The organism is Brevundimonas sanguinis (assembly GCF_029636725.1).
GTDB lineage: Bacteria > Pseudomonadota > Alphaproteobacteria > Caulobacterales > Caulobacteraceae > Brevundimonas > Brevundimonas sanguinis.
In genome coordinates this window covers 2,299,217-2,317,472 of the sequence record NZ_CP116770.1, presented here as the reverse complement: position 1 = coordinate 2,317,472, position 18,256 = coordinate 2,299,217, and the positions used below count along the sequence as shown (strand labels likewise).

Below are 18,256 nucleotides of genomic sequence, written 5' to 3'. Positions count from 1 at the left end.
AGGTCGCGCCTCGCTCTACCTTGTCTGCTGCGACCATGAGCGGTTCGGTCGCTTAACGCAAGTTACTTTCACGGCGTCGGCGACAGCGTCGCGGCCATCAGTTGGTCAAAGGCGGCGTTGCCGTCGGTGAAGGTCTGCCAGCCGTGCAGATCCAACAGGGCGGCGGCGTGGGCGGCCAGGTCGTCGGGGGCGAAATCGCCGGCGAAGGCCAGGCCGGGCCCCTCGATTCGCGCGGCGAGCCGCACGCGCCCGGCCCCCGCCACCAGGGTCTCGCCGTTCAGCGGACAGTCCGGCGCCATCAGCCAACTGGCGACCGGGGCGACCCGCTCCGGCGCCATGCGGGCGGCGCTGACGGCGTCCAGATAGTCGGCGGTCATGCCGGTGGCGGCGTAGGGGGCGATGGCGTTGCAGGCCACGCCGTGTGACCCGCCTTCTAACGCGATGACCCGCATCAGGCCGATCAGCGCCGCCTTGGACGAAGAATAGGCGGCCATGCCGTGGACCCCGTGCAGACCCGCCGCCGAGGTCGACATCAGGATGCGGCCCGAGCCCTGGGCGCGCAGATGGCGATAGACGGGCAGGGTGGGGGTCAGGGCGCCGAAGAAGTTCACCTCGAACACCTGCCGAAAGGCGTCGGTGGTCTGATTGTGCAGGGTCCGGGCCTCGGGCGCGCCCGCATTGTTAAGCAAGCCGTCGACGCGACCGAAGGCGTCCAGAGCGGCGGCCAGCAGCCGCTCGCCGGAATCGGCCTCCTCGACAGCAAGCGGTGCGGCGACGGCGCGACCGCCCAGGGCGCGAATCTCGGCTACGACCGCCTCGGCCGAGCCGGGCGCATCGGCCGGGCGAGAGCGGGTGTTGACCACCACGCCGGCCCCGCGCCGCGCCAGGTCCAGTGCATAGGCCCGGCCTAGACCGCGCCCGGCCCCGGTGACGATGACGACCTGATCCTGAAGCGCGCTCATGCGTCTGCGCCTTCGGTCTTGGGGGCAGAATTGCCGGCGGCCTTCGGCCGGGGCCAAGGCAGGAAGCGGGGGGTGCGGGCGCAGTAGGCGGCCCAGGCCTCAGGCCGGGTGCGCGCCATGTGCTGCTCTTTGAACGGCGCTGCGGATGCGTAGCCCATGAACCAGCCGGTATAGAGGGGGGCGAAGATCGTGACCCACCCCCATGGATGCGCCAGGGCCAGCACGAACCAGCCCGCCCACATGACGCTCTCGCCCAGATAATTGGGGTGGCGGACAAAGGCCCAGGCGCCGGTATCCAGCAGGCCGCCGCGGTTGGCGGGCGCGCGCTTGAAGGCCGCCAGCTGGCGATCCGCCGTGCTCTGCAACAGGAATCCGGCCAGCCAGACGATTACGCCCAGGGCCAGCAGCGCGGTCGGACGCGGCGTCGGCGCCGTCAGGATGAAGGCGAAGGGCGCGCACCACAGCCAGACGGTCACGCCTTGCAGCAGGTGGACCTGGAAGCCGCTCCACCACAGCCAGTTGGGGCCATGGCTCTTGCGCCAATGGGCGTAGGGCTGGCGCTGGGCGTGGATGTTGTGGCCCCAGGTCTGGACCGCCAGGCGGATCGACCAGACGCCGAGGCTGAGCAGGAACAGGCCGCTGAACAGATCCAGCGGTAGGCCGGACAGGGCGAAACCCGTCCCCGCCGCCGCCGCCGGGGCCAGCGGATAGGCCACGTCCATTAGCCCGTGATTGCGTTTCACCGTCCCCGCCAGCCAGCCCAGGGCGACCACGGCCAGGACCCCGCCGCCGCTAGCCAGCCAGATGAACAATGTTTCACGCAACAGGGACGGCGGCGCGGCGAAGGCGGCGGCGAAGGCCGCCAGAGGCGCGGCCATCATGACGTAATGCCATGCTTTTCCGCGCGTTTTCGAGGGCATGAAGAAGAGCCAGATCGCCACGAGCGCGACCCAGGCCGAGGCGGCCAGCATCCATCCATCCAGTCTCATGCGACGGCTCCTTTCATGACTTGCGTAAAAAGACTTGCAAACAAGGTTCGTTAGCGCAAGCTTCGGCTTGACCGCTGGAGCATCTGATCAACGGAGCCGGGGCGCGGTCGAGGGAGCGAAACATGAGGAAGACCGCATTCAGCGCATCGGTCGCGACGCTGCTGCTGGCCACGGGGATGGCCGCACCCGCCATGGCCCAGACCACGCCGACCGAGGGCGCCGTGACGCTCGGCGACGTCGTCGTCACGGCCCAGCGTCGCGAACAAAGCCTTCAGGACGTGCCGATCGCCGTCACCGCCTTCAACGCCGAGACGCTGGAGCGCACGGCGGCGACGGGCATTCAGGACGTGGCGGGCAAGGCGCCGGGCGTGACCCTGACCCAGTTCAACATCGGCGAGCCGCAGATCTTCATTCGCGGCGTCGGCACCACCAGCGATTCCGCCGCCAGCGACCCCTCCATCGGCGTGTCGATCGACGAAGTCTCCATCGGCCGCGCGGGCGCCAGCTCACTGGCTTTCCTCGATGTCGAGCGGGTCGAGATCCTGCGCGGGCCGCAGGGCACCCTCTACGGCCGCAACGCCTCGGGCGGAGCGCTGAACGTCTATACCAAGAAGCCGCGTTTCGAGAACTCGGCCCAGATCACCGGCCGTCTCGGTAGCTTCGAAGAGCGCGGCGTCGAGGCCATCCTGAACCGCCAGCTGGGCGAGGACACCGCCGGTCGTCTGGCCCTGCGCTGGAACCAGAACGACGGCTACGCCGAGAACGTGCCGACCGGCCGGGGCCTGGAGGGCGGCGAACAGTTCGGTCTGCGCGCCCAAGTGCTGCACAACGCCGGCGACTGGAGCTTCCTGGGCGGCGTCGACTACTCCAAGGACGACATGCAGGGCCACGCCCGCATTCCCGTTCTGGCCTCGTCCACGCCCGCGCCCTTCGTGACCCTGGTGAACAGCCTGCGCGCCGGTCTGGACGTGCGGCAGAGCTTCTCTTCGGCCGACAATTATCAGAAGCGGGAAAACTGGGGCCTGACCGGGCGCGCCCAGTGGTCGGGCGCCGAGAACTTCGACGTCATCTCCCTGACCTCCTATCGCGACAACGACTACAGCTGGCGCGACAACCTGGGCGGACTGCCGTTCCCGGGCTTCCCCCTGTCGGTCGATGACCGCGCCAGCGAGGCGGCCAAGCAGATCAGCCAGGAATTCCGTCTGACCTCCAAGTCCGGCTCTTCGATCGACTGGGTCGCTGGCGTCTATATGTTCCGCGAAGAGGTCGAGCGGTCCGAGCGGTTCGTGGTGCAGACTGCCCTGCCAATCGCACCGCCGTCGCTGGGCGGCGACACGACCTTCAATCAGGAGGCCACCAACTCCAGCTACGCCGTGTTCGGCCAGGCCACGATCCCTTTCGCCGACATCTGGGAGCTAACCGCCGGCGCGCGCTGGACGCATGACGAGCGCGAAGTGCATCAGGTCGCCCTGGACAATGAGAACGGCGCCAACGCCCCTCCCGGCATTCCGCTGGGGCCGACCGGTTCGCCTTATAACGTCAAGGCCGACGCCACCTTTGAGGAACCGACGTGGAAGCTGGCGCTGGCGGTCGAGCCGATCGACAACATGCGGTTCTACGTCAGCTATGATCGCGGCTACAAGGCCGGCGCCTTCCCCAGCGCCGCCCAGACCGGCGCCCAGGCGACCAAGCCACTGCGTTCCGAACTGCTAGACAACTACGAGATCGGCGCCAAGACGACGCTGGCGGGCGGGCGACTGCGCTTCAACGCAGCGGCCTTCATGCTCGATTACACTGACCTGCAGGTCTATGAGCTGCTGGGCCTGACCCTGGTCACGTCTAACGCCGAGGCCGAGGTGCGGGGCTTCGAGGTCGAGACGGCGCTGGCGGTGAACCATAACATCACCATCGGCGGCTCCTACACCCAGCTGGACGCCAAATACACGTCCAACGCCGTGTCGGGCGCCCTGGCCCTGCCTTACAAGGGCAACCGTCTGCCTCGCTCGCCGGAAAGCCAGTTCACCCTCTACGCCGACGGTCAGTGGGACGCCTTTGGCGGCACGCTGTCGGCGCGGGCGGACTATCAGTGGACGGATGACTTCTACTTCGATCCGTCGAACGCGCCTGAGGTGCTGGTGCCGTCCTACGGCCTGATCAGCGCCTTCGCCTCGTGGGAAGCGCCGAGCGGCCTGAAGGTCTCGGTTTACGGCAAGAACCTCGGCGACGAGGAATATCAGCAGCACATCATCAAGAACGCCAACATCGGCTTCAGCGTCTTCGGCGCCCCGCGCTCCTTCGGCGTGGCGGTCAGCAAGACCTTCTGACGGTCCTTCCTGTCCTCCAACTATTGCCCGTCCGGCCTCGCGCCGGCGGGCGATTTCTTATGGGCTCGCCGTCCCGGCCGCAGCCTCGAGCTCCCATCGGACGCGACGTGGGTCCAGCGGCTCGCCGCTGTCCAGATCGCAGACCACGGGTGTGATCGCCTCGCCGCTGGCGCGGTCCACCAGGGTCAACGGAGCCTCGCCGGGTTCGACTAGCCATCTCTGGCTCCAGCCGTGCATGGCCAGGACGATGGGGTAGAGGGCCAGGCCCGCCTCGGTTAGCCGGTATTCGAAACGCACGGGCGCGGTCTGATAGGGACGCTTTTCCAGCACGCCTTGCAGCACCAGACGGTTCAGTCGGTCGGCGAGGATATTGGTCGCCACGCCCAGGGCGGCATGGATCTCGTCAAAGCGGCGCAGGCGGAAATAGGCCGCCGACAGGACGGCCCAGCTCCAGTAGTCGCCCATGATCTCGGTCGAGCGGTCGATGATCGGACGATCCGTCTCGATCGGCGCCGAGCGTCGTCGGCGCGAAGTCGGGGGAGGGATGATGATGAGGCCCGGACCCGGCTTCCAGTCGACCTTGTCGGGTTTCACCTCGACGCCGTGCGCGCGCGTAAGGACGGCGGGCTTCAGCCGACGACCGGTCTCGCGGTCGAAAAAGGCGATGGCGTAGCGTTCCTGAAGCGGGGACTGGGCCCAGACCTTCTCCCACTGGCCCTGCACCACGGCGACGCCGAACATATCGAGGCCCATCTCGGTCAGGCGATATTCCGTCCGCGTGCCGGGCGCGACCTGCTCCTGGCTCAGCAGGCCGGCCGCGACCAGCTTCTGCAGTCGGTCGGTCAGCACGCTGCGCGGCGTCCCCAGGCGTTCGCGCCACACGCCGAAGCGTCGCACGCCGTAGAAGGCCTCGCGCATGATCAACTGGGTCCAGGCGTCGCCGGTGATGGCGAAGGCTCGCGCCACGGGATTGCCCATGATCAGGGATCGGATGTCGGGTTCAGTCAAATCTCTACCTGGCCCCCATAGGCCTTTGTCGCCGTGTCGCGGATGCGACCCGTCCCGCTGGTGTTGGCAGACCTATCCATCCCTCACATTGCCGTCAAACAGTGGGCGCAACAGTACGAGACGGGAGCATGGGGTGCGCGTCATCTGATCAAGGGACAGAAGAACCTCGCTGATGTAGATTGAGCTGGGCTGTGCCTGAAATTATCAATGTCCAATGTATGTCGGCTGATCCAAGCTACGGCGCATCTATGCCTCTCCGGGAATGAAAGAGAACGTCTGATTGCCCGCTCGATCTCCATGTCTGCTCCTGATGCTGTGGACGGCTCTCCAACCCACCGGCGGCGTTAGGCCTCCGGCAGGGCTGGAGTAGAGCCATGGAACAGGTAGCCACGATTGGTTTGGACGTCGCGAAGTCGGTGTTTCAGGTGCACGGCGTCGATGCTGAGGGCCGCGTCGTCATTCGACAGAAGCTGACGCGAGCGCGGCTGCTGAGTTCTTCGAAAAGCTGTCCCCTGTCTGGTCGGGATCGAAGCTTGCGGAACGGCGCATAACTGGGCGCGCGAACTGATTGGCCTGGACCACGACGTGAGCTACTCCCCGATGCTTTGAACAGTTTTCGGGGATATTTAAGCTACCGCCTGCGCCTGCTGATCGGTTTTGGTTCTGTTGAAGTAGACCACGGCAGGCGGTTGGCCGCCATGGGCACTGTGAGGTCTTCGATGGTTGTAGAAGGTGATCCAGGATCCGATGGCGGCCTTTGCCTGGCCGACGCTTGGGGGATAAGGGTGTAGATATGACTGATCTGCTCCGCGAAGTTGAAACGCCGGACGTTAAACTGTTCCGCTGAGATTTCCTTGGAAGGAGCGGAAGCCATGAAGGCATCGGCTTCTCGGGCGCCCAAAAGGCGTTCAACACTCAAGCAGGGCGCTGACTGCGTGCCGGCGGCGGAGATTAGTCGCCGCGCAAGGATCGGTCCGGCGACCAACTGGAAGAAGAAGTACGACGGTGTGCTGCCGACGGAAATGAAGCGGCTGAAGCAACTCGATAGCGAGGACGGCCGGCTCCGGGATTTGGTCGTCGACCTCTCGCTCGAGCGGGAGATGCTGAAGGCGTGATCCGGCGAAAGCTCTGAGGCCTGACCGCAAGCGCGAACGGGTTGCGGGCGTCTGCGGTGGCTGAACGCGCCGGCCCAAAGTCCAGCTTGAAACGGCGCTCAGCAATGCTCACGCTCAAGTATCTGACTGTAATGAGAATTCGTCGTGCTTCCGGGCACCCAAACCGGCCGAACCAACAGTATGGACACTTCTGGTATATTGTATACGGTATATCCCTCACTACAGGCCAATGGAGGGAACGATCATGAGGCTGAGGGGACAAGGAGGGATGCAGCGGGGGCTGCGTAAGGGTCTTCTGACCGCAGGGGTGAGCTTGGGGGCGCTGGCTGCGCCGTTCGCGGTCCACGCTCAGACGACGACGGCGCCCGAGGGCGAGGCGTCGCTGGTCGATGAGGTCGTGGTGACCGGTTCGCGTCTGCAACGCAGCGGATTGGACGCGCCGACGCCGACCATGGCCATGACCGCCGAAACGATCGAGGCCAAGGGCATCACCAACATCGCCGACATCCTCAATGAGATGCCGCAGGTAGCCACCGGCCTGTCGAACGCCAACACCAGCTATAGTTTCGGCAACATCGGTCTGAACCAGGTTAATCTGCGCAACCTGGGCGTCCGCCGCACGCTGACGATGGTGAACGGCCGTCGCAGGGCCGGCACGCCCGACGACTCCAACTTCCTGGCGTTCGATCTGAGCAATATTCCGGCCGCCCTGGTGAAGCGGGTGGAGGTCCAGACCGGCGGCACCTCGGCCGTGTACGGCGCTGACGCCGTGGCGGGCGTGGTCAATCTGATCCTCAAGGATGATTTCGACGGCCTTGAAGCCAACGTCCAGTATGGATCGGACGAAGGGGGCGATTACGACACCTTGACCTACGGCCTGACCGCCGGGGTCAACTATGATCGGGGCAATGCGGTTCTGCATGTCAGCCGCACCGAAAGCGGCGGTCTGACGCGAGGCGACCGAGGCCTCGGCACGGCCTACCGCTTCGTATCGAACCCGGCCAACAAAACGAGCGACGACGGCATCCCGGCGCGGATCCCGATGCGCGACCTGCGTTACGCCTATTTCGCCCTAGGCACGCCGACGGGCTATCTGCCGTTCGGTCAAAACGGCGCCTGGACGGACGTCATCTTTGATTCCGCCACCCAGACCTTCCGCCCGCTGAGAGCCGGAGAGCGCGGGGTGATCGACGGCTCCTATTCTACGGACGAGGGCGGAACTCAGGACGCCGACACCCTGATTGCGCCTCTGGAGCGCACCAACCTCTACGCCAAGGCCGACTATCGGCTGAACGACCAGCTGAAGGTCTTCACCGAAGCCGTCTTCGCCGACATCACCGCCCGTGACCGCATCAGCGCCGTGTTCGACTCCTGGAGCGGCGCGGTCTCGATCGACAATCCCTTCATGCCGACGGCGGTGCGGAACGGTTTGGTCGCTGCGGGCGAGGATTCTATGCAGTTCGCCCGCTCGCATGACGAGTTCGGCATGCGCGGCACCGACATGAACCGCAAATATTACAGCATCGCCGCGGGGCTGGAAGGCGAGTTCGGCGAGAGCTGGAAGTGGTCGACCGTTTTCGAATACGGCAAGTCCCAGGCGATCAATCGCAATCTGAACGACCGTATCGACGAGCGCTGGTTCGAGGCCCTGGACGCCGTTCGCGATCCCGCCACCGGCGCTGCGGTCTGTCGCAGCGCGGATGCGCGTGCGCGGGGCTGCGTGCCTGTCAACATCTTCGGTCAGGGCACGATCTCGCCCGAAGCGGTCGACTATATCCGCGCCGATCACTCCTCCACCACGGACACCAGCCAGACCCTGATTCAAGGGCTGATCGCGGGCGATCTGTTCCAGCTGCCGGCCGGAGCGGTGAAGGTGTCGGCGGGCGCCGAATATCGCAAGGATGAGATCGACTTCCGCCCGTCCTACGTCTGGGAGCACGCGCTGGGCTTCTTCGCCAGCCAATTCTCGCCGGTCAAGGAAAGCAATGACGTCCGCGAAGCTTTCGCTGAAGTTCTGGTGCCGCTGGTCCGCGACCAGCCGTTCGTGCACTCGTTGGAGATCGAAGGCGCCTACCGCGTTTCGGACTATGAGCGCGCCGGCAGCGTCGATTCTTGGAAACTGGCTGGGTCATGGGCGCCGATTCCGGACATCCGTTTCCGTCTGACCAAGGCGACCGCCGTGCGCGCGCCGTCTCTGGGCGAGATGTTCAATCCCGGCAGCCGAGGCGCTTCGGGTCTGAGCGATCCTTGCGACCCCAACCTGCTTGACAGCGGCACCGAAAATCGACGCAAGAACTGTCTGGCTCTGGGCTTCGATCCGGTCAACTGGGATCCGAACACGCGCCGCATGACCACCCTGGTCTTCAGCACGGGCAATCCGGATCTGGGCGTCGAGGAAGCGGACACCATGACGGTCGGCGCGGTAGTGCGTCCGCGCTTCCTGCCGGGGTTTGCCTTCTCGACCGACTACTACAAGATCAAGCTGGACGGCGGCATATCCCGTATTGGGGCGCAGCAAACGGTCGACAACTGCGTTGACCTGCCATCCCTGGACAATCAGTTCTGCGGCATGCTGACCCGCCGGCCGGACGGCAATCTCTATGAGGTGCGCGACAGTTACATCAACGTCGCCTCCTTCGAGGTGGAGGGGGTCGATTTCGAGGCCACCTATCACGCCGAGGTGTCGGATCTTTTGGGACGCGATGGCGACTTCGGTCGGATCAGCCTGCAGGGGGTGGCCTCCTATCTGAAGCACAACATCTTCATTGATCGAGATGTGGCGACCGGCGAGGAGACCGCCTTCGACTATGCCGGCGAGGCGGCCAATCCTCAGTGGCGCGGCATGTTGAACGCCGGCTATTATCGCGGGCCTATCCAGGTGAACTGGTCCAGTCGGTTCGTGGATGAAACGGTGACGAACAACCGGCTGCCGAACCCGGCCGAAGATATCGGCAGCTACTACAATATCCCGTCGGTTTGGTATCATGACCTCTCGATCGCGGTCGACACGCCGATGGACGTCCGGTTTACTGCCGGCATCCGCAATCTGTTCAACGAAGGGCCGCGTGATCACCCCTCAACCGCACGCGGCAACCTGGGGATGGACGACCTGATCGGTCGCTTCTTCTTCCTCGGCGCCAAATGGCGTTTCGGCGGACAGTAGGCGCAACCCCAGGCGCCGGAGAAGGGGCGGTTTTCAACCGCCCCTTTTTCCACGCCCGATAAAGGTCGCAGATAAAAAAGGCGGGTCGTTCGACCCGCCTTTTTCTATTCCCCAATCGCAAGTTCCTCAGTCGAAGGGGCGCATCTGGTAGGCCGAAGGGGGAGCCTGGTGCAGCAGTTCGCGCACGAAAAAGTCCCAGCGACGACGTTGATAATAAGGGACGTCGTCCAAGAAGTGATCGGCGTTTGGCACCATCAAGAAGTCGAAGTCCTTGTTGGCCTTGATCAAGGCGTCCACCAGGCGCAGCGAGGCGAGCGGCGGCACGTTCTCATCCAGTTCGCCGTGGGCGACCAGCAGGCGGCCCTCCAGCTTGGGCGCCCACACGATGTTGGAGTTTTCGTCGTAGAGCGGGCCCAGTTCGCTGCCCATCCATTGTTCGTTCCAGGTCGCCTTATCGAGCCGGTTGTCGTGATTGCCCGAGGCGGTGACGCCGACCTTGTAGAACTCGGGGCGGCGGGTCATGGCCCTCACCACGTCATAGCCCCCGGCCGAGAAGCCGTAGATGCCGACGCGCTCGGGGTCCATCCAGGGGTTGCGGGAGGCGATATCGCGGATTCCGGCGATGTGGTCGTCCAGCCCGACGCCATGCAGGTTTTTGTAGGCGACCTGTTGGAAAGCGCGTGAACGTCCCCAGGTGCCGCGACCGTCGATGGTCACGGCGATGACCCCCAGTTGAGCGATGGAGTTGGCGTTGCGCCCGGTCATTGCCGCCTCGAAAGACTTGGGTGTCATCACATGGTGTGGTCCGGTGTAGACGTCTTCGATGATCGGATATCGCTTGGCCGGGTCGAAATCGGCGGGCTTGAACAGGGCGCCGTAGATGGGAGTGACGCCGTCGGCGGCCACAGTCTGGAACGGCTCGGGCAGTCGATAGCCCGCCGCCAGATAGGCGCTGATGTCCGCGCGCCCCAGCTCCATGAGGATCCGGCCGTCGCTGGAACGACGCAGGACCGAGCGGGTCGGCTGGTCGATGGTCGACATGTTGTCGACGAAGAAGCGTCCATCGGGAGAAACCGAGACGTCATGATCCATGGCCTCAGGCGTCAGCAGGCGCAGCTGCCCGCCGGTCGTGGGCGCCGAATAGAGGTGACGCAGGTAAGGATCTCGCCCCGCCTCGCGGCCCGAGCCGACGATCAGAACGCGCTTCGCCTTGCGGTCCTGACCCGCCACGGTGCGCGCGCGCCAATCGCCCGAGGTCAGCTGACGCCGCGCGCCCGTCACGGCGTCGACGGCGTAGAGATGGGCGTAGCCGTCAGGGTCTGCGGTCCAGAAGTGGGTGTTGGTCTTGTCGTCGTAGGACCAGAAATGGCCGTAGAAGTCGACATAGGTGTCGGACTTGTCCTCGGTCAGCAGCCGGGCCTCGCCGGTCGCCGCCTCGATGCGGTTCAGCTGCAGGGCGCCGTAGCCCCGCGTCGCGACGCGTTCAAACACCGCGCTGCTGTCGGCGCTCCATTCGTACCAGGGACCGCCGTAGTAGAGGACCGGCCGGGCCGGGGTTGCCATGGGTATGCGCCGCCCGCTCTCGACTTCGAAGAAGACGCCCTCGGCGGTCGGGACATCGGCGTCGCCGGTCAGGGGATAGATATAGTCCAGAACCCGCGGGGGGCCGCCATCCTTTGGCGTCGACTGGACGAGCGAGAGCCGTCGGGCGCCGTCGCGATTGATGCGATAGGTGGCGATGTAGCGGGAATCCGGCGACCAACGGATCGCGGGGGCCGTAGTCGGCTGCGACGTGCCCTGGGCGGCCATCTCCTTCAGGTTGATCAACGGCGTGGCGTAGGGCGAAGCCTCGCCGTCCTGGGTCAATCGCCGCTCGGCGCCGTCGGCCGTCGAGACGACGACCAGGTCTCCGTCCTTCACTTCGGCGCGCCAGCGGCCGTCCGGCGAAACCACGCCCTTGGCCGCCTCCACCGCCGCGTGGACCGCGCCGGTCGCGGGATCGAAGCGCCAGTTGCGGCCGTCGTAGGCGAACGTCAGCTCGCGGGTCTTGTCGTCGAGCTTCAGTCCCCTGAGCCGCAGATCCTTGCGCGCCAGAGGCTTGCCCGAGGCGGCGGCCAGCGCCGCCGTCATGGCCTCATGATCGAACAGGGGGCGGGTCCGGCCCGAAGTCGGGTCGACCAGCACATAATCGCGGCCCGCCGGCGTCCGCCGTTCGAACCAAAACTCGGCGCCCTCGCCGATCCATTGCGGCCGGATGCTGAGATTGTAGATCAGCTCGTCGACGTGCTGCGGCAATACCGCCTCGGCGCGAGCGTAAACGGCGGGCGACATGGCGACGGGCGCGGCGGCTTCGACGCCGGCCAGGGCCGGTGTTGCGAAGGCCGGACCGATGGCCAAGGGCGCCGCGCTGCTCATCAGCAGTACGGCCAGGGCGGGTAGGCGCTTCATCAGTTCCCCCTATATCGGATATAGTATTCGATTTTAGTATTTGTGAGGCTGATGTCCGACGCCGTCAAGCGCTACGATCGGCCGGCGGCTGACTCTGGCGTGAGCTTGTTTGGAAGCCAGCCTGAGAGGTTGTGCCGTGATGTCCCGAAGGCCGAGGTCGTAACGGGCCTCGACATCGCGGGCTCCGACAAAGGCCTCAGAGCGCGTTCGAGATCGGCCGACGACTTGCGCGTCGTAATTGCGTTCCGCGCGCGGTAGGCTGGGACGGGCGACCGGCCCGGCTTTTCGACTCAATCAACTGCATGGCCGTATCTCCGCTTGAAATCCGCACCCTGTCCGACCGCCTGATGGAGGTGGTCCGAGACATGATACTGTCCGGCGCGATCGCGCCGGACGTCCCGATCCGGCAGGATGCGTTGGCGGCGGGCCTGAACGTTTCCAAGATTCCCCTGCGAGAAGCGCTGGTGCGCCTGGAGCAGGACGGGCTGGTGGTGTCGCAAGCCAACCGGGGCTTCTTCGTGCGAGGCATGAGCGCGACCGAGGCCGAGGAGATTTTCAAACTGCGCCTCAAGCTCGAGCCGGAGGCGGCGGCCCAGGCCTGTCTCGCTGCCGACGAGCAGCAGCGCGGGGCGGCCCGGCGCGTGCTGGCCGAATTGGACGCCGCAGCGGCCGCTCATCTGCCGAGCGTCGGACGATTAAATCGCGCCTTCCATATGGCGCTGACTCAGCCCGGCGGCCTGGTGCTGACGGCTGAGATCACAGCGCGTCTGCACGTTATGGCCGACCGCTATGTGCGCAAGCATCTGGAACATGGCGATCGTCACGTGACGGCCGAAGCCGAGCACCACCACATCCTTCAGGCCTGGCTGGCCCGCGACGCCGAGACTGTCAGCCGTCTCGTGGAAGCCCATCTGGAGCACACCCTGCGCGACCTGCGCGACGAGTTCGCGAGCGCCGCCGGAACGGCGGAGCAGCTGGAGCGCCAACCTATCTGTTCAGTCTCGCTATGCTGATCGCTGTTGAACGCCGCGCATACTCGCGACCTCCGCCTCGGAAAACGCCTGCCGTCGCTTTCTCGCAAAGCGGATCGATCCATCGACGCGCCGAGCCCTCAGCGGTTGCGGCCCACCGGGTCAACGCTTGCGGCGCCAGCCGCAGCCCGTAGGGCGCAAGCCGGGGTTGAAGGGGAACGGACGGCGCTCCTCACCGCGGGGAAGATGAAGGTTTAAAAGGCCAAGCTTGTCAGACAATGCCGGCGCCATCACGTCTCTTCAAGTCAAGCTGGACCGGACGACTGCGGGTTTGGGAGTGCGAGAACTCGCTAAGGGCGGCGGACGTCGCTTCTCAACAATCCAACGTTGAGTCCGGAGGACGGGATATCAGTCGCGTCCTTTGGACAAAGTGCAAATGCGCCTCGAAGCATCAGGTGTGATCTTCATCCCCGCTGACCCCGGAGGCGAGCAGGCGTTCGAGCGCGGGCTTGATCCCCGGTCAAACGCCTTGCTGTCGCGCCATTTGACGAAGCTGACGTTTCCCTATCCCGTTGACGTGACCCCCGTTTCTCACCCAGCCATAACGAGAGTCCAAGGTTGATCTGGGTAGAGATTGGTTGGGTTGGCAATAGGGCGGCCTGCGCAGCCGTCAACCAGCGCAGCAGGCCGCCCGGCGTTTCCAGCAAGGGTTTGCGCGTAGGCCTGCGGCGTCAGCCAGCCGAGCTTCGAGTGCGGTCTCCGCTCATTGTAGTCACGCCGCCAGGCCTCCAGCACCGCGCGGGCATGCGGCAGGGATCGAAACAGCGTCTCGTTCAGCAGCTCGTCACGCAGGCGCCCGTTGAAGCTCTCATTGAAGCCGTTCTGCTGGGGCTTGCCTGGCGCGATGTAATGCCAGCCGACGCCGGTGTCGTCGGCCCACGCCAGGATGGCGTTCGAGGTGTATTCCGTGCCGTTGTCGCTGACGATGGTGTCCGGTCGGCCCCGCTGCCGGATGACGGCGTCCAACTCCCGCACTACTCGCGCGCCCGACAGCGAGGTATCAGCCACCAGCGCCAGACATTCTCGGGTGCAGTTGTCGATCACCGTCAGGATGCGGAAGCGCCGCCCGTCCGTCATCTGGTCGGCGACGACCCGGAGGGCGGCGCGTAGCAGCCAAGTCCAGCGACCAGCGCTGGTTGGCCACCAGCGGCAGGTCCAGCGGTCGCCGCGTGCCCATTGCTCGCTTCCGCCCGCCGCGCCGGCGCACCGTCAGCCGTTCCTCACGATAGATCCGCTGAACCCGCTTCTTGTTGACCGCATGGCCCTCGCGCCGCAGCAGGACGTGCAGGCGGCGGTAGCCGAAACCGGCGACGCTCCTGGGCGAGGGCCCTCAGCCGGTCGCGCAGGGCGCCGTCGTCCGGGCGCGTCGCCTGATAGCGCACGCTCGTCCGATCGACGCCCAGAACACGGCACGCCCGCCTTTCGCTCATCTCGTAGGCGGCTTGCAGATGACCAGCCGCCTCGCGCCAGCCGGCGGGCGTCACCACTTTTTTCCCAGCAGGTCCTTCAGGGCCACGTTGTCCAGCATCGCGTCCGCCAACATTCGCTTGAGCCGGGCGTTCTCGTCTTCAAGCGCCTTCAGCCGCCGAGCCTCCGACACGTCGAGCCCACCGAACTTGGCCTTCCATTTGTAAAAGGTCGCCGAGCTGACCCCATAACACCTACACACCTCCGCCGTCGTCACTCCGGCTTCCTGCTCCCGCAGGATCCCGATGATCTGCTCTTCCGTGAACCTTGATCGCTTCATTCTGTCCGTCCTTCGTTAGGGCGGACTCTAGCTATTCCTGGAGGAGTTTCAGGGGGTCACGTCAGCTGGACTCCAGCCCTTATGAGCACATGGGCTATCAGGGCTTCCGGCGGATCGCCGCGTTCGGACGGCGCTACGATCTGGAGCGGGGCAGGCTGGAAGCGGCCGATCCCTGGCCGGATTTCCTGAAGGCGCTTTTGAGCCGTCTGACCAGACAGCTCGACCTTGATGAAACAGCCTTCGTCCAGGCGCTGGTCAATGAATACGCCCCCGGCGCCGGGATCGGCTGGCACCGCGACAGGCCTGTCTACGCGGAGATCCTCGGCGTCTCCTTTCTCGCGCCCTGCGTCATGCGCCTGCGCCGGAAAGACCGGACGGGATGGCGTCGGTCAGCGGCGCCGCTGGCGCCTGGATCAGCCTATCGGCTGTCAGAAGAGGCGCGAAGAGACTGGGAGCATTCGATCTCGCCGATGACGGCGCTGCGTTATTCCATCACCTTCAGGACCCTGGCCTGACCGGAGACCCGCAGCATCTGTATAAACGTTAGGCGCTGGTGGCTGCTCCCGATTTGCAAGTAAGTTCCATAATGGTATTTCATCCAGATAGCGTAATATATCATTGACGGCTAACAATTTTGGAAGATAGCTTCTTTAAAGAAATTTGAAGGGGGCGGGTTATGGGCGTTCTGATCGCGGTGGCTGGGTTGTTGGCGGTTGCGTGGCTGTTCAGTATTCCAACGGACTTCCGAGCGCGGCGATGGCACTACATCCATATCGCCCTGATCGCTGCGCCATTCATAGCTGCGGCTTGGGCACCGCCGGGAATGGCGGCGGCGACTTCCATCCTGTTGATGAGCGGGGGCGTGTTGCTGGCCCTGTGTCTTGCCGCGTGGCTGGCGGGGACTTTGCTGCGAAATCACAGCTTGATGGACATCGCCTATCCCCTGATGGTCCTTGGTATGGCGGGTTTTGCGTTCAGCCAGTCGGTCTCGGGCGCCAGTCCGCACAGTCTGCTGCTGATGGGGTTGGTGGCCTTGTGGTGTGTGCGGCTGGTGTCCCACGCGGCTCGGACCAACTTCAAGGTCGAGCAAGAACCTTACGCCAGCCTGCGTCGCCGCTACGCCAAACGATGGTTCAGCTGGAGCTTCTTTGCGGTTTATGCCTTGCAGGGGATGATCCTATGGGCTTGGTGTGCGCCATTCGCCTTCGCGATGGCGGCGCCATCGGGCGATCTGTCCGTGACTGACCTGATCGGCGCGGGGGTGTGGCTCATTGGTTTCCTGTTCCAGGCGGTCGGCGACTGGCAGCTGAAACAGTTCAAGGTCAATCCCGCCAACCGTGGCCGGACCATGCAGAAGGGCTTGTGGAGCCTCACTCGTCACCCAAACTATTTCGGTGAGGGCATGATGTGGTTTGGCTATTTTCTGTTTGCGCTTCAGCACCCGTGGGGTTGGTTGACGCTGTTCAGCCCAATCTACGTCTACTGGTTCATGGGCTATGGATCGGCCGCGCCCGGTAATGAACGCCATATGCGTAAGACCCGTCCTGACTATGACGATTACGCTCGCCGGGTGCCCCGGATGTTCCCCCGCCTGCCGTTTGGCGGCCGGTCATGAGCGGCGTCGACTTGAGCGGCCGTGTGGCCATCGTCACCGGCGCCGGCAAGGGGTTGGGAAGGGCCTACGCCTTGGGTCTGGCGGCGCGAGGCGCGGCTGTGGTGGTCAACAACCGCCGCCATGCAGGCGAAAGCACCGAAGAGACCTCGGCCTGGTCGACGGCCGAGGCGATCAAGGCGGCGGGCGGACGGGCGGTGGCCAACTTTGGCTCGGTTGAAGCCGAAGACTCCGGCCTGGTCATGGTTCGTGATGCGCTGGACACGTTCGGACGGCTGGACATCGTCGTCGCCAACGCCGCAGCGCCTCAGGCGGCGGGGTTCAACAAGACGGATCTGGCGACCTTTCGCCATGTGTTCAATGTCGGCTTTCTAGGCACGCTGAACCTGCTGCACGCGGCTTGGCCGCTGTTTCGAGAGGTGGGCTATGGTCGGATCGTAACCACGACCTCCAGCGCCGGGCGTTTCGGCCAGCACGGCCTGTCGGCCTATGGCGCATCCAAGGCGGCGGTCGAGAGCCTGACGCGGACGCTGGCGGCGGAAGGGGCGCGCAACGGAATCCTGGCCAACGCCGTGTCGCCCTACGCCCTGTCGCAGATGACGGAGGGTTATATGCGATCCGATGTGGCCGAGCGGTTCACGCCTGACAAGGTGGTTCCGTTAGTCGCCTGGCTGTCCAGTCAGGACTGCACGATCAACGGCGAGGTCATCGTCGCCGGGGGCGGCCGCTTCCGTCGCGCGGGGCCGGTGGAGACGCCCAGCCGGGAAGGGGATGAGGGAAGCTTCGCCGCCCTCATGTCTGATCTGGCGACGACGCCCGGGCGGTCGTTCAGCAGTTCGAACCAGGCGTTTGACACCTTGCTGGTCGAGGCGGGCCTGGAGCCTCGCGCGCCGCTGGATTAGTTCTGATTGCCGGGAAGGCGCGCGGGCGTGACGTCAGCGTGTTGGACCGGCTGAGCGCAGCAACTGCAACGCACCACAGCCTGGAGCCGCTCGCCGCAGGCTTTGTGGGTGAGGATCAGAGGCTCTTCGCCCGGCGCATGAATGAAGCGATCGCCCCAGTGCATCATCTGCACGGTGATGGTGAAGATGGCGCGGGCCGGGGCGGATAGGCTGTAAAGGTAGCGGTCCGGCCTTTCCTGATACAGCCGCGTATGGGCCAGGCCGAGAAGTTGGAACTTGCGCAATCGATCCGACAGGATCGCGGGGTGCAGGCCTGTGTGCGTCTCGAACTCATCGAAGCGGTGGCAACCCATGAAGAAGGCGGCCAGAAGCTGGGCGGCCCGACGGTCTCCCATGGCCTGAAGGAAGCGACTGGGCTTGTCTTCGCCCCCTCTGACATCGTCAGCGCCTGAACGGGAGTTGCGAAAGCGACGCCCCTCGGCCGCCACAGAGGGCCCGGCACCGGGGCCTTCACGATAGGTGACGCCTTCAAGGGTCACGTCTCGCTCGCACCGTCCGCACACCGAACGTGAGCGCAGGGGCTGGCCGCATTTATGGATCCACATCGGCTGAACTGTCTGGTCGGGATTGTCCCATGCCAGCCGCCATTCGTCGCTAGCGGCGAAGATGGGGAACATGGCGATTCCCTTTTCGGTCAGCCGATAGCCGCCGCCGCGCTTGCTAGCCGACACCTTCTCCGCGCAGCCCGCCTCGATCAACTGGCTCAACCGTTTGGATAGGGTTGAAGGTGAGACGTGCAACAGGGCGATCAGATCGCTCCAGCTATCGACCCCGGCGAACATCGCCTCGATCAGCATCAGCATCCAGCGATCGCCGATAATGTCGAGCGTCGATAAGACCGAGCTGCGGCGTGCGGTATAAGGGTCGGTCATTCGAAGCCTGTCTCCTGCCCCTG

General features: G+C 65.0%; 12 protein-coding genes and 3 pseudogenes. 8 read left to right on the top strand and 7 right to left on the bottom strand.

The window, feature by feature from the left end:
* Window positions 1–68 precede the first annotated feature (68 nt).
* Window positions 69–962 carry an SDR family NAD(P)-dependent oxidoreductase gene (locus PIB44_RS11505; protein WP_278069477.1) on the bottom strand — a complete coding sequence of 298 codons (894 nt, stop codon included), beginning with the start codon at window positions 960–962 and terminating at the stop codon, window positions 69–71.
* Entirely contained in the window at window positions 959–1,951 is a 993-nt protein-coding gene (locus PIB44_RS11500) for a DUF1295 domain-containing protein (RefSeq protein ID WP_278069476.1), read from the bottom strand. The genes PIB44_RS11505 and PIB44_RS11500 overlap by 4 nt, the downstream gene beginning before the upstream one ends.
* A 122-nt stretch (window positions 1,952–2,073) precedes the next feature.
* On the opposite strand from PIB44_RS11500, the gene PIB44_RS11495 reads away from it, so the two are divergent.
* Window positions 2,074–4,275, top strand: coding sequence for a TonB-dependent receptor (locus tag PIB44_RS11495; RefSeq protein WP_278069475.1), 2,202 nt, complete (start codon window positions 2,074–2,076; stop codon window positions 4,273–4,275).
* 57 nt (window positions 4,276–4,332) lie between these two features.
* Here the strand turns inward: PIB44_RS11495 and PIB44_RS11490 are convergent, their stop codons facing one another.
* Complete coding sequence (locus PIB44_RS11490) at window positions 4,333–5,283, bottom strand: winged helix-turn-helix transcriptional regulator (protein WP_278069474.1); 951 nt, start codon at window positions 5,281–5,283, stop codon at window positions 4,333–4,335.
* Between the two features lie 374 nt (window positions 5,284–5,657).
* On the opposite strand from PIB44_RS11490, the pseudogene PIB44_RS11485 reads away from it, so the two are divergent.
* A pseudogene (locus PIB44_RS11485) lies at window positions 5,658–5,883 on the top strand (IS110 family transposase); the annotation flags it as partial.
* 26 nt (window positions 5,884–5,909) lie between these two features.
* Here PIB44_RS11485 and PIB44_RS11480 read toward each other — a convergent pair.
* A pseudogene (locus PIB44_RS11480) lies at window positions 5,910–6,047 on the bottom strand (integrase core domain-containing protein); the annotation flags it as partial.
* Between the two features lie 108 nt (window positions 6,048–6,155).
* On the opposite strand from PIB44_RS11480, the gene PIB44_RS11475 reads away from it, so the two are divergent.
* Together PIB44_RS11475 and PIB44_RS11470 are read left to right on the top strand one after the other, a co-directional pair.
* Window positions 6,156–6,398 carry a hypothetical protein gene (locus PIB44_RS11475; RefSeq protein ID WP_313391233.1) on the top strand — a complete coding sequence of 81 codons (243 nt, stop codon included), beginning with the start codon at window positions 6,156–6,158 and terminating at the stop codon, window positions 6,396–6,398.
* Window positions 6,399–6,666: 268 nt separating this feature from the next.
* A complete protein-coding gene (locus tag PIB44_RS11470; RefSeq protein WP_278069473.1) occupies window positions 6,667–9,561 on the top strand; it encodes a TonB-dependent receptor plug domain-containing protein in 2,895 nt (964 codons plus the stop codon).
* Window positions 9,562–9,687: 126 nt separating this feature from the next.
* On the opposite strand, the gene PIB44_RS11465 is transcribed toward PIB44_RS11470, so the two are convergent.
* Complete coding sequence (locus tag PIB44_RS11465; RefSeq protein WP_278069472.1) at window positions 9,688–12,009, bottom strand: S9 family peptidase; 2,322 nt, start codon at window positions 12,007–12,009, stop codon at window positions 9,688–9,690.
* Between the two features lie 302 nt (window positions 12,010–12,311).
* Here PIB44_RS11465 and PIB44_RS11460 point away from each other — a divergent pair, with 302 nt between their 5' ends.
* Entirely contained in the window at window positions 12,312–13,022 is a 711-nt protein-coding gene (locus PIB44_RS11460; protein WP_278069471.1) for a GntR family transcriptional regulator, read from the top strand.
* Window positions 13,023–13,571: 549 nt separating this feature from the next.
* Here the strand turns inward: PIB44_RS11460 and PIB44_RS11455 are convergent.
* Window positions 13,572–14,787: pseudogene (locus tag PIB44_RS11455) on the bottom strand (IS3 family transposase).
* Here PIB44_RS11455 and PIB44_RS11450 point away from each other — a divergent pair.
* The 3 genes from PIB44_RS11450 (at window position 14,775) to PIB44_RS11440 (ending at window position 17,301) form a co-directional block, all read left to right on the top strand.
* On the top strand, window positions 14,775–15,302 hold the full coding sequence (locus PIB44_RS11450; protein ID WP_376787713.1) for an alpha-ketoglutarate-dependent dioxygenase AlkB: 528 nt from the start codon (window positions 14,775–14,777) through the stop codon (window positions 15,300–15,302). The pseudogene PIB44_RS11455 and the gene PIB44_RS11450 sit on opposite strands and share 13 nt — an antisense overlap.
* Before the next feature lie 161 nt (window positions 15,303–15,463).
* Entirely contained in the window at window positions 15,464–16,402 is a 939-nt protein-coding gene (locus PIB44_RS11445) for a DUF1295 domain-containing protein (RefSeq protein WP_278069469.1), read from the top strand.
* On the top strand, window positions 16,399–17,301 hold the full coding sequence (locus PIB44_RS11440) for an SDR family NAD(P)-dependent oxidoreductase (protein ID WP_138141657.1): 903 nt from the start codon (window positions 16,399–16,401) through the stop codon (window positions 17,299–17,301). Before PIB44_RS11445 ends, PIB44_RS11440 begins: the two co-directional genes overlap by 4 nt.
* Here PIB44_RS11440 and PIB44_RS11435 read toward each other — a convergent pair.
* Entirely contained in the window at window positions 17,298–18,233 is a 936-nt protein-coding gene (locus PIB44_RS11435) for a winged helix-turn-helix transcriptional regulator (RefSeq protein ID WP_278069468.1), read from the bottom strand. The two genes, PIB44_RS11440 and PIB44_RS11435, sit on opposite strands and share 4 nt — an antisense overlap.
* Between the last annotated feature and the right edge of the window lie 23 nt (window positions 18,234–18,256).

Bases quoted from the DNA above. Each gene is read 5' to 3' on its own strand.
- PIB44_RS11495 (WP_278069475.1), top strand. From the start codon at position 2,074: ATGAGGAAGACCGCATTCAGCGCATCGGTCGCGACGCTGCTGCTGGCC.
- PIB44_RS11440 (WP_138141657.1), top strand. From the start codon at position 16,399: ATGAGCGGCGTCGACTTGAGCGGCCGTGTGGCCATCGTCACCGGCGCC.
- PIB44_RS11470 (WP_278069473.1), top strand. From the start codon at position 6,667: ATGCAGCGGGGGCTGCGTAAGGGTCTTCTGACCGCAGGGGTGAGCTTG.
- PIB44_RS11500 (WP_278069476.1), bottom strand. From the start codon at position 1,951: ATGAGACTGGATGGATGGATGCTGGCCGCCTCGGCCTGGGTCGCGCTC.
- PIB44_RS11465 (WP_278069472.1), bottom strand. From the start codon at position 12,009: ATGAAGCGCCTACCCGCCCTGGCCGTACTGCTGATGAGCAGCGCGGCG.
- PIB44_RS11475 (WP_313391233.1), top strand. From the start codon at position 6,156: ATGAAGGCATCGGCTTCTCGGGCGCCCAAAAGGCGTTCAACACTCAAG.
- PIB44_RS11435 (WP_278069468.1), bottom strand. From the start codon at position 18,233: ATGACCGACCCTTATACCGCACGCCGCAGCTCGGTCTTATCGACGCTC.
- PIB44_RS11445 (WP_278069469.1), top strand. From the start codon at position 15,464: ATGGGCGTTCTGATCGCGGTGGCTGGGTTGTTGGCGGTTGCGTGGCTG.
- PIB44_RS11505 (WP_278069477.1), bottom strand. From the start codon at position 962: ATGAGCGCGCTTCAGGATCAGGTCGTCATCGTCACCGGGGCCGGGCGC.
- PIB44_RS11460 (WP_278069471.1), top strand. From the start codon at position 12,312: ATGGCCGTATCTCCGCTTGAAATCCGCACCCTGTCCGACCGCCTGATG.